The sequence below is a fragment of the Pseudomonas sp. P7758 genome (assembly GCF_013386485.1).
Classification (GTDB): domain Bacteria; phylum Pseudomonadota; class Gammaproteobacteria; order Pseudomonadales; family Pseudomonadaceae; genus Aquipseudomonas.
Genome location: NZ_JACARS010000199.1, coordinates 1 through 9506 on the forward strand (window position 1 = coordinate 1; position 9506 = coordinate 9506).

The window sequence follows — 9506 nt, forward strand, 5'->3', positions numbered from 1 at the left end:
CCGTATCACCAGGCCTACAACAAGGGGGTGAAACTGGTGGGCGCCACTGCGCATTACATCAATAACGATTTGGACGAAGGCCCGATTATCGCCCAGGGCGTGGAGGTGGTGGACCACAGTCACTATCCGGAAGATTTGATTGCCAAGGGACGGGATATCGAAGGCCTGACCCTGGCCCGGGCCGTGGGGTATCACATTGAGCGGCGGGTGTTCTTGAACGCCAATCGGACAGTGGTGCTCTGATGGACGCCTTCGCGAGCAAGCCCGCTCCCACATTCGACCGCATTTCAAAGGTAGGACTCGGTCAACTGTGGGAGCGGGCTTGCTCGCGAAGAGGCCCTTACTAACAACGCAAAAACAGCATCTGTACCCGAGCACTTAAACGCGCTGCCTGCCTGGGCAACGCGGTTCCATAAAAACAACAGCGAGGTGAAAGCATGTCTGGTAATCGTGGTGTCGTGTATCTCGGCAACGGCAAGGTCGAAGTACAGAAAATCGACTATCCCAAAATGCAGGACCCCCGTGGCAGGAAGATTGAGCACGGCGTCATCCTGCGCGTGGTCTCCACCAACATCTGCGGCTCCGACCAACACATGGTGCGCGGCCGCACCACTGCCCAGACCGGCCTGGTCCTGGGCCACGAAATCACCGGCGAAGTGATCGAGAAGGGCAGCGACGTCGAGAACCTGAAGATCGGCGACCTGGTGTCGGTGCCGTTCAACGTCGCATGCGGCCGTTGCCGTTCCTGCAAGGAGCAGCACACCGGCGTGTGCCTGACCGTCAACCCGGCCCGTGCCGGTGGCGCCTACGGCTATGTCGACATGGGCGACTGGACTGGCGGCCAGGCCGAATACGTGCTGGTGCCTTACGCCGACTTCAACCTGTTGAAACTGCCGGACCGCGACAAGGCCATGGAGAAAATCCGCGACCTGACCTGCCTCTCCGACATCCTGCCCACCGGCTACCACGGCGCAGTCACTGCGGGCGTTGGCCCGGGCAGCACTGTCTACATCGCCGGTGCCGGTCCGGTAGGCCTGGCGGCTGCCGCTTCCGCTCGCCTGCTGGGCGCTGCGGTGGTGATCATCGGTGACGTCAACCCGATCCGCCTGGCCCACGCCAAGGCCCAGGGTTTTGAAATTGCCGACCTGTCGAAAGACACCCCGCTGCACGAACAGATCGCTGCGTTGCTGGGCGAGCCGGAAGTGGATTGCGCCGTCGATGCCGTGGGTTTCGAAGCGCGTGGCCATGGTCATGAAGGGGCCAAGGCAGAGGCTCCGGCCACCGTGCTCAACTCGTTGATGGGCGTGGTGCGGGTGGCTGGCAAAATCGGTATTCCGGGCCTGTACGTCACCGAAGACCCGGGTGCCGTGGATGCCGCTGCAAAAATGGGCAGCCTGAGCATTCGTTTCGGCCTGGGCTGGGCCAAGTCCCACAGCTTCCACACCGGGCAAACCCCTGTGATGAAGTACAACCGCCAACTGATGCAGGCGATCATGTGGGACCGTATCAACATTGCCGACATCGTCGGTGTGGAAGTCATCAGCCTGGATGACGCGCCACGCGGGTACGGTGAGTTCGATGCGGGCGTGCCGAAGAAGTTTGTGATTGATCCGCACAAGTTGTTCAGCGCGGCTTAAATCGCGGGCAAATAAAAAGGCGACCTCAGGGTCGCCTTTTTTGCATCTGCGGTTGGGTGGGAGAATCAGCGAATCGCCAAAGCCCCCTGATACACCGTTGGCCCCGTCGGCTGCTTGCTCACCGAGCCACCCTTGGTTTCCGAACTGACCATCAGTGTCACCGGTTTACTGATCGACTCCTGCTGGCGAGGGTTGATGCCGATAATGCCTTTGCCGTCTTCCGGCAGCAGGCCCAGCGACACTGGCGTGCCGTCAGCCGGGACGGCCCACAGTTCCAGGCTTTGATCCGGAGCCGGTGCGGTGGCGGCAATCGGCTGCACTTCGAGGTAATCCTTGTGGGCCACGATTTGCGTGGCCGGTTGCTGGGTGGTGTTCACCAGCAATGCGGCAGCCTTGACGCTGTCCTGGGTGTAGAGGGCGCCGCCGACGCCTGCCACTATCACCAAACAGGCGCCGACGAACAGGCGTGGGCGGTTCCAGAATGAAGGCTTGTGCTCAATCACTTGGGGGTTGATCGCAGTCATTAGGCTCTTCCTGACATGTTTTGTAGTCTTTAATGGACCCGGTTAACGGCGATCGGTTCCTCATCCGTCGTATTGAGCCTCGGATCAGAGTGATGCCAATTGGCCCTGATACAGCACCGGCCCGGTGGGTTGTCCGGTCGGCGAGCCCCCCTCAGGCTCAAGGCTCACTGCCAGGGTCAGCGCCGCCGTCAGCAGCGCCTGGTGTTCTTTGCTCAACTGGATTCGGCCGTTACCCGACACCGGCAACAACCCCAGGGAGATGGGTTTGCCGCCTGCCGGGATTGCCCACAGTTCCAACGCGCGGGCCGGCTCCACGGCCGCCAGGGTCAGCGGTTCCACTTGCAGGTGATCCGCGTAGGCCTGGATCTTCAGCGCCGGCTGCTGATCAGCCGCCACCAGCGTGGCGTTGTACTCCACCCCAAGATCGCGCTGGTACAACACACCCACCAATACCGCGATCACCACCCCGCACGCCGCTACCAGCAAGCGCAGGTTCATCCAGAACGGTTTCTTCGCCGGCATATGCAGCACTTGCGGCTCAATGCGCGCCTTGATCCCTTCCCATACGTGGTCCGGCACCGGCCGTTCAGGTAGCGGCCCGGTGAGGCTGGCGAGGGCATCCTGCCAGTGCCCGAGTTCGACGCGCAGCGCCGCGTCATCCCGCAGCAGCGCTTCAAAGCGCCGGCGGGCGGTGGCAGGCATCAGCCCGATGGCGTAGTCAGCCGCCAGGGCGCGGCGCAGGGCGGTGGTCTGGTAGTTCATGATTCAAGGCACCTGCGCAAGCGCTCCATGCCGCGGCGAATCCAGGATTTGACCGAGCCCAGGGGCGCGGCCAGATGTTCGGCCAATTCCGAGCACGACAAGCCCTGGAAGTAAGCCACGGTGATCGACTGGCGCTGCATGCCTTCGAGGCTGTCGAGGCAGCGGTTCAGGGCGAGGGCTTCACGCTCGCTGTCGAGCTGTTCATGGGCGCTGGGGCTTTCGTCGGCCGTGGCGTCCTCCTGGCCTTCGTTCAAGGGTTGTTCGCGGTGTTTGCGCAACTGGTCGATCGCCAGGTTGCGGGTGATATTGACCATCCAGGTCATGGGCGCCGACAGATGGGCCTCATAGCGTGAGGCGTTGTACCAGATGCGCACGAAGCTTTCCTGCAACACCTCCTCGGCCAGATCCTTGCGACCCATGAAACGCAAGGCAACACCATGCAAACGCGGGGAAACGCTGCGATAGAGCGTTTCGAACGCCTGGCGATTACCCAGTGAACACTGGGCCAGCAATTGCCGTAGCTGATCTGCATCGTGGGTCGAAATAGGGCTTCTCCAGGCGCTTGCAACAGGGCGATGGGACGGCGCACGGTAAAGAGGGCAGGCTGAGGTTAGTCCAGCTTGGGCATTCATTCCATCTACCTCCGTGCGGCTCGTGGTGGATATACGCAGCGCAAGGCGCATCGGATGCAATGGTTTTCTGAACTAATCTGCAGGGAGGGAACAATCCTTCGGCGTACCCAGTCAAACTCCTGCTTTTTGCGCTTACTTTCAGAGGTTGTCTTGATGAAGATTTCACGCGGTTTTGCCCTGTCCTGCCTGTTGACCGTGGCGGCCAGCCCGGTATTTGCGGCAGGTTTCAGCCTCGGCGACGTGGCCAATGCCGTGTCCGGTGCACAAGGTGGCGACAAGGCAGCAGCGGCTGCACCCACTTCACAGACCGCTGGTCTGCTGCAGGCACTGACCTCGCAATTGAACGTGACCCCTGAGCAGGCCGTTGGTGGTACCGGCGCAATGCTGGGCCTGGCCAAGAATAAATTGGGCGGCGGTGATTACTCGCAACTGACCAAAAGCGTACCGGGCCTGGACAAGCTCTCCGGCAGCAACTCCCTGGGCAGCCTCGGCGCCCTGAGCGGCATGCTCGGCCAGAGCGGCGGCAGCAAGACCTCGGGCCTGGATGGCGTGTTGGGTAACGTGAAAAACACCAACGACCTGAACACTGCGTTCAGCGCGCTGGGCATGGACAGCGGGATGGTGGGCCAGTTTGCGCCGGTTATCCTGAAATACCTGGGCGGCCAGGGCGCCAGCGAATCGGTGCTGGGCAAACTGGCTTCGGCCTGGGGCACTGGCGGCTAAGGCCGCTCCGCGCGCAGTTGGGCGATGCGCGCATCCTTCTCCATCCAGAGCTGGTTGACCCAGTTCTGGACGGTCTGGCGAAACGCCGGATCGTTCTCGTAATCCCCCTGCCACAACGCCGGATCCAGCTCTCGGGTACGGATATCCACGATCACCTTCGGCACCGCACCACTGATCAAGTCCCAGAAGCCAGGAATGTTTTCCTGTGGATAAACCACGGTGACGTCGAGCACCGCATCCAGCTGTTCACCCAACGCCGCGAGCACGAACGCCACGCCACCCGCCTTGGGCTTGAGCAGGCGCTCGAAGGGTGAAGCCTGCTGTTTGCGCTTGGCCGGGGTGAACCGCGTGCCTTCCAGGTAATTCACCACGGTGACCGGCTGGCGCTTGAACAACTCGCAGGCCCCTTTGGTGATCTTCAGGTCCTGGCCTGCCAGTTCCGGGTGTTTGGCCAGGAATGCCTTGCTGTAGCGCTTCATGAACGGGTAATCCAGCGCCCACCAGGCCAGGCCCAGGAAGGGTACCCAGATCAGTTCCTTTTTCAGGAAGAACTTGAAGAACGGCGTGCGCCGGTTGAGGGCCTGGATCAGTGCGGGGATGTCGACCCAGGATTGATGGTTGCTGATCACCAGGTAAGAAGTGTCACCCCGCAGGTCGCCGCCGCCGCGAATGTCCCATTGGGTAGGGATGCACAGGGCGAAGATCAGCTTGTCGATCTCGGCCCAGGTTTCGGCGATCCACATGACGGCCCAGGACGCATAGTCACGAAAGCGACCGGGGGCCACCAGCTTGAGCAGGGCAAACACCATCAGCGGCCCGAACAGCACCAGGGTGTTGAGCAACAGCAGCAATGTGACGAAACAGCCGGTGAGCAGGCGGCGCATAAGTAACTCTTGGAATCATTTTTGGCCCGCCATGATAAGCAGCTTGGGCCTGGAGACCAAATCGCAAATAAGCTTACGAATGTTTCACAGCGGGCTGGGTATGCTCTGTGATCTAACTAAGCAGCGAATTTGCAGTCTAGAATTGGCCCACTTATTTCAAGGAAACCTCCTACGTGAAATCCATCCTTGCCCTGCTAACGCTGGTGGCCTTGCCTGTCATGGCCGCCGAGCCGACCCTTTACGGTCGCTACGAATACATCCAACTGCCGGAAATCGGTGAGACCTTCAAGGCCAAGATGGACACCGGCGCGCTGACCGCCTCGCTGTCGGCCCGGGACATCGAGACGTTCACCCGTGATGGCGACGACTGGGTACGCTTCCGCCTCGGCGGCAAGGACGCCACCAACAAGGTGTACGAGCACAAGGTTTCGCGCATCAGCAAAATCAAGAGCCGCGCCGACGAAGATGACGACAAGGACGAAGCCACCGTGGCCAAGCGCCCGGTGATCGACCTGGAAATGTGCCTGGGCAACGTCAAGCGCACCGTCGAGGTCAACCTCACCGACCGCAGCAGCTTCAACTACCCGCTGCTGATCGGCGCCAAGGCCCTGCGTGAATTCGGCGCTGCGGTAAACCCGGCCCGCCGTTACACTGCGGACAAACCGGACTGCTGACGGAACACCATGGCGCATATCCTGATTGTCGAAGACGAAGCGGCTATCGCCGACACGCTGATTTTCGCCCTGCAAGGCGAGGGCTTCACCACCACCTGGTTGAGCCTCGGCCAGGCGGCGCTGGCCCATCAGCGGCAAACCCCGGCGGACCTGGTCATCCTCGACATCGGCCTGCCGGACATCACCGGCTTTGAAACCTGCAAGCAACTGCGGCGTTTCAGCGAAGTACCGGTGATGTTCCTCAGCGCCCGGGACGGTGAGATCGACCGCGTGGTGGGTCTTGAGATCGGCGCTGACGACTACGTAGTCAAGCCGTTCAGCCCGCGGGAAGTGGCAGCGCGGGTACGGGCCATTCTCAAGCGCGTGGGCCCCGGTGCTGCTCCGGCGGTGTTCCAGGTGGACCTGGAGCGCATGCAGATCAGTTATCGCGGCCAGCCCCTGAGCCTCACTCGCCATGAATTCCGTCTGCTGCACAGCCTTTTGGAGCAACCCGAGCGGGTGTTCAGCCGCGAGCAACTGCTGGATGCGGTGGGCGTGGCGGCGGACGCAGGCTACGAGCGCAATATCGACAGCCACATCAAAAGCGTGCGCAGCAAATTGCGCGCGGTGGCGCCCGAGGCGGAGCCCATCCAGACCCACCGTGGCCTGGGCTACAGCTACAGCCCGGGCAACAGCTGATGCGCCTGGGGATTCGGTTCTTCCTGGTGTACGCATTGTTTATCGGCCTGACCGGCTACTTCGTACTCAGCACCGTGATGAAGGAAATCCGCCCCGGCGTGCGCCAGTCCACCGAAGAAACCCTGGTGGACACCGCCAACCTGCTGGCGGAAATCCTGCGCGACGATGTGAAGAACGGCACCCTCGGCCAGAGCCACTGGCCCGAACTGCTCAAGGCCTACGGTGAGCGTCAGCCCGGCGCGAATATCTGGGGCCTGCCGAAAAACCAGGTCAACCACCGCATCTACGTCACCGACGCCAAGGGCATTGTGCTGCTGGACTCCAGCGGCGAGGCCGTAGGCGAGGATTACTCGAAGTGGAATGACGTGTACCTGACCCTGCGCGGCGAATACGGTGCGCGCTCGACCCGCAGCGAACTGGACGACCCTGCCTCATCGGTGATGCACGTCGGCGCGCCGATCCGCGATAGCGGGCAGATCATCGGCGTGGTCACTGTGGCCAAGCCCAACAGTTCACTGCAACCCTATGTGGACCGCACCGAAGACCGGCTGCTGTGGTACGGCGCCGGGCTGGTCGCCCTGGGCTTGCTGTTTGGTGCGCTGTTGTCGTGGTGGTTGAGTGTCGCACTGCGCCGGCTGACGGCGTACGCCCAGGCGGTGAGTGAAGGCCGGCGTGCCGAGTTGCCGCACTATCGCGGCGGTGAACTGGAGCAGTTGTCCACCGCCGTGGAACACATGCGCACCCAGCTGGAAGGCAAGGCGTACGTCGAACGTTATGTGCACACCCTGACCCACGAATTGAAAAGCCCGCTGGCGGCGATTCGTGGTGCGGCGGAGCTGTTGCAGGGCGACATGTCCCGTGACCAGCAGCAGCGTTTCGTGAGCAATATCGACAGTGAAAGTGCGCGCTTGCAGCAGTTGATCGAACGCCTGCTGAACCTGGCGCAGGTGGAGCAGCGCCAGGGCCTTGAGGACCAGGCCAGCCTGTCGTTGGCGGCGCTGGTGGACGAAGTGTTCAGGGCTCAATGTGCGCGCATTGAAGGCGCCGGGTTGCAGGTCGAGCAGGCGATTGACGCGGATCTGCAGGTGTACGGCGAGCCGTTCCTGCTGCGCCAGGCACTGGGTAACCTGCTGGAAAACGCACTGGATTTCACACCGCCCGGTGGCACATTGCGGTTCAGCGCCAAGGCCTTGGATGACGGGATCGAATTCACCCTGTTCAACCAGGCCGACGCCATTCCCGAGTATGCGTTGCCGCGCCTGAGCGAGCGCTTCTATTCCCTGCCGCGCCCGGCCAGCGGGCGCAAGAGCACCGGCCTTGGGCTGAATTTTGTCGAAGAGGTGATGAAGCTGCACGGCGGCTCACTGCAGATCGGCAACGTGCCCGGCGGCGTGCAGGTAAAACTGCATCTCCACACAGTCTCCACATTCCCTTCATAAATCCCCCTTAAGCGCCCGCCAGACTCTCCCCCATCAAAACAGGGAGAGCTTCATGAACCGCAATCTGCTTTTCAAATTGGGCGCCATCGCGCTGCTGATCGTGCTGTTGTTGATTCCGTTGCTGATGATCCACGGGGTGATTACCGACCGTCAGCAACTGCGCGACGACGTCTTGCAGGATATCGCCCGCAGTTCCAGCTACAGCCAGCGCCTCAATGGCCCGGTGCTGGTGGTGCCTTATCGCAAGACCGTCCGGGAGTGGAAGCTCAATGAAAAGCTCAACGAACGCTACGAAGAAACCCGCGAGGTGCGTGGTCATCTGTATTTCCTGCCGGAGCAATTTGCCCTCGACGGGCAGGTGCAAACCGAAGTGCGCGCACGGGGCATCTACCAGGCGCGGTTGTTCCACGCCGACAGCCGTATCAGTGGGCGGTTTGTGTTGCCGGAGCAGTGGGGCATCAAGGAAAACTTTGCCGATTACCGCTTTGACCCGGCGTATCTGGCAGTGGGTATCAGCGACATTCGCGGCATCGAAAATGCGTTGAAGCTGGAGCTGGGCAGCCAGCAACTGGCGTTTTCCCCGGGCACTCAAGTGGCTTGGCTGGGGGAGGGTGTGCACGTGATGCTGCCCGAGCAGGACAGCCACAATCCGTCACCTTTTGACTTCGCCTTTGACCTGCGCCTGCAAGGCACCGAGCAACTGCAAGTGGTGCCGGTGGGCAAGACCAGCCAGGTCAAGCTCGCGTCCAACTGGCCGCACCCCAGCTTTATCGGCAACTTCCTGCCGACCCAGCGCGAGGTCACCGCCCAAGGCTTCAGCGCCAATTGGCAGACCACATTCTTCTCCACCAACCTGGAAGAAGCACTGCGCGGTTGCCTGGCCGAGCGCGGCTGTGACGACTTCAACAGCCGCAGCTTCGGCGTGAGCTTTATCGACCCGGTGGACCAGTACCTCAAGAGCGATCGGGCGATCAAATATGCGCTGCTGTTCATTGCCCTGACGTTTGCCGGTTTCTTCCTGTTCGAGGTGCTCAAGAGCCTGGCGGTGCACCCGATCCAGTACGCGCTGGTGGGGGTTGCCCTGGCGTTTTTCTACCTGCTGCTGTTGTCGTTGTCCGAGCACATCGGGTTTGGCCCGGCTTACCTGATATCGGCGGCGGCCTGTGTGTTGCTGATCGGGTTTTACGTCTGCCATGTGCTGCGCAGCGTCGCCCATGGCCTGGGGTTTTCGGCGGCGCTGGCGGCGTTGTATGGCTTGCTGTACGGGTTGCTGAGTGCCGAGGATTACGCGTTGTTGATGGGCTCGTTGCTGCTGTTCGGGTTGCTGGGCACGGTGATGGTGCTGACCCGCAAGCTGGATTGGTATGGGGTGGGCAAGCGCAAGGAGATGGGTGATGAGTAGGTCGTTGGGGTTGCGGGAAGATCAGCAAGAGGGCGCGCAGTTAGTGGTGAGGATCAACGCGCTGTTCCCTTTGGCCCGGGAGCTTTTTGTGGCGAGGGAGCTTGCTCCCGCTGGGCTGCGCAGCGGCCCCAAAAATCCTGGGAGCGCTTCG

The 9506-nt window shown here is 61.7% G+C and carries 11 protein-coding genes; 7 read left to right on the plus strand and 4 right to left on the minus strand.

Annotated elements, in window-relative coordinates; all coding sequences use genetic code 11:
- Both HX873_RS30205 and fdhA read left to right on the plus strand, forming a co-directional pair.
- On the plus strand, nucleotides 1–243 hold a 243-nt coding region (locus HX873_RS30205; protein ID WP_305729311.1), incomplete at its 5' end, for a formyltransferase family protein.
- 194 nt (nucleotides 244–437) lie between these two features.
- Nucleotides 438–1637, plus strand: coding sequence for a formaldehyde dehydrogenase, glutathione-independent (gene fdhA / locus HX873_RS30210; protein WP_003209194.1), 1200 nt, complete (start codon nucleotides 438–440; stop codon nucleotides 1635–1637).
- A 65-nt stretch (nucleotides 1638–1702) separates the two neighbouring features.
- On the opposite strand, the gene HX873_RS30215 is transcribed toward fdhA, so the two are convergent.
- The 3 genes from HX873_RS30215 to HX873_RS30225 all read right to left on the minus strand — a co-directional run bounded on the left by HX873_RS30215 (nucleotide 1703) and on the right by HX873_RS30225 (nucleotide 3555).
- Nucleotides 1703–2161, minus strand: a complete 459-nt coding sequence (locus HX873_RS30215; RefSeq protein WP_003209196.1) for an anti-sigma factor domain-containing protein — start codon at nucleotides 2159–2161, stop codon at nucleotides 1703–1705.
- An 84-nt stretch (nucleotides 2162–2245) separates the two neighbouring features.
- Entirely contained in the window at nucleotides 2246–2923 is a 678-nt protein-coding gene (locus HX873_RS30220; protein ID WP_177123653.1) for an anti-sigma factor domain-containing protein, read from the minus strand.
- Entirely contained in the window at nucleotides 2920–3555 is a 636-nt protein-coding gene (locus HX873_RS30225; RefSeq protein ID WP_173882993.1) for a sigma-70 family RNA polymerase sigma factor, read from the minus strand. Before HX873_RS30225 ends, HX873_RS30220 begins: the two co-directional genes overlap by 4 nt.
- Before the next feature lie 153 nt (nucleotides 3556–3708).
- Here HX873_RS30225 and HX873_RS30230 point away from each other — a divergent pair, with 153 nt between their 5' ends.
- A complete protein-coding gene (locus tag HX873_RS30230; RefSeq protein ID WP_003209203.1) occupies nucleotides 3709–4278 on the plus strand; it encodes a DUF2780 domain-containing protein in 570 nt (189 codons plus the stop codon).
- Here HX873_RS30230 and HX873_RS30235 read toward each other — a convergent pair.
- The gene (locus HX873_RS30235; protein ID WP_177123655.1) at nucleotides 4275–5162 is read right to left on the minus strand and encodes an acyltransferase; all 888 of its coding nucleotides are present in this window, start codon (nucleotides 5160–5162) and stop codon (nucleotides 4275–4277) included. The two genes, HX873_RS30230 and HX873_RS30235, sit on opposite strands and share 4 nt — an antisense overlap.
- Nucleotides 5163–5335: 173 nt before the next feature.
- On the opposite strand from HX873_RS30235, the gene HX873_RS30240 reads away from it, so the two are divergent.
- From HX873_RS30240 to creD, 4 genes are read left to right on the plus strand one after another with little or no spacing between them, the layout of a single operon-like run.
- Nucleotides 5336–5836 (plus strand): ATP-dependent zinc protease, encoded by a 501-nt coding sequence (locus HX873_RS30240; protein ID WP_003209205.1) that lies wholly within the window; start codon nucleotides 5336–5338, stop codon nucleotides 5834–5836.
- Nucleotides 5837–5845: 9 nt separating this feature from the next.
- The gene (creB, locus tag HX873_RS30245) at nucleotides 5846–6514 is read left to right on the plus strand and encodes a two-component system response regulator CreB (protein ID WP_003209207.1); all 669 of its coding nucleotides are present in this window, start codon (nucleotides 5846–5848) and stop codon (nucleotides 6512–6514) included.
- The gene (creC, locus tag HX873_RS30250) at nucleotides 6514–7953 is read left to right on the plus strand and encodes a two-component system sensor histidine kinase CreC (protein WP_177123657.1); all 1440 of its coding nucleotides are present in this window, start codon (nucleotides 6514–6516) and stop codon (nucleotides 7951–7953) included. Before creB ends, creC begins: the two co-directional genes overlap by 1 nt.
- 52 nt (nucleotides 7954–8005) lie before the next feature.
- Nucleotides 8006–9355, plus strand: a complete 1350-nt coding sequence (gene creD / locus HX873_RS30255) for a cell envelope integrity protein CreD (RefSeq protein WP_177123659.1) — start codon at nucleotides 8006–8008, stop codon at nucleotides 9353–9355.
- Nucleotides 9356–9506 lie beyond the last annotated feature (151 nt).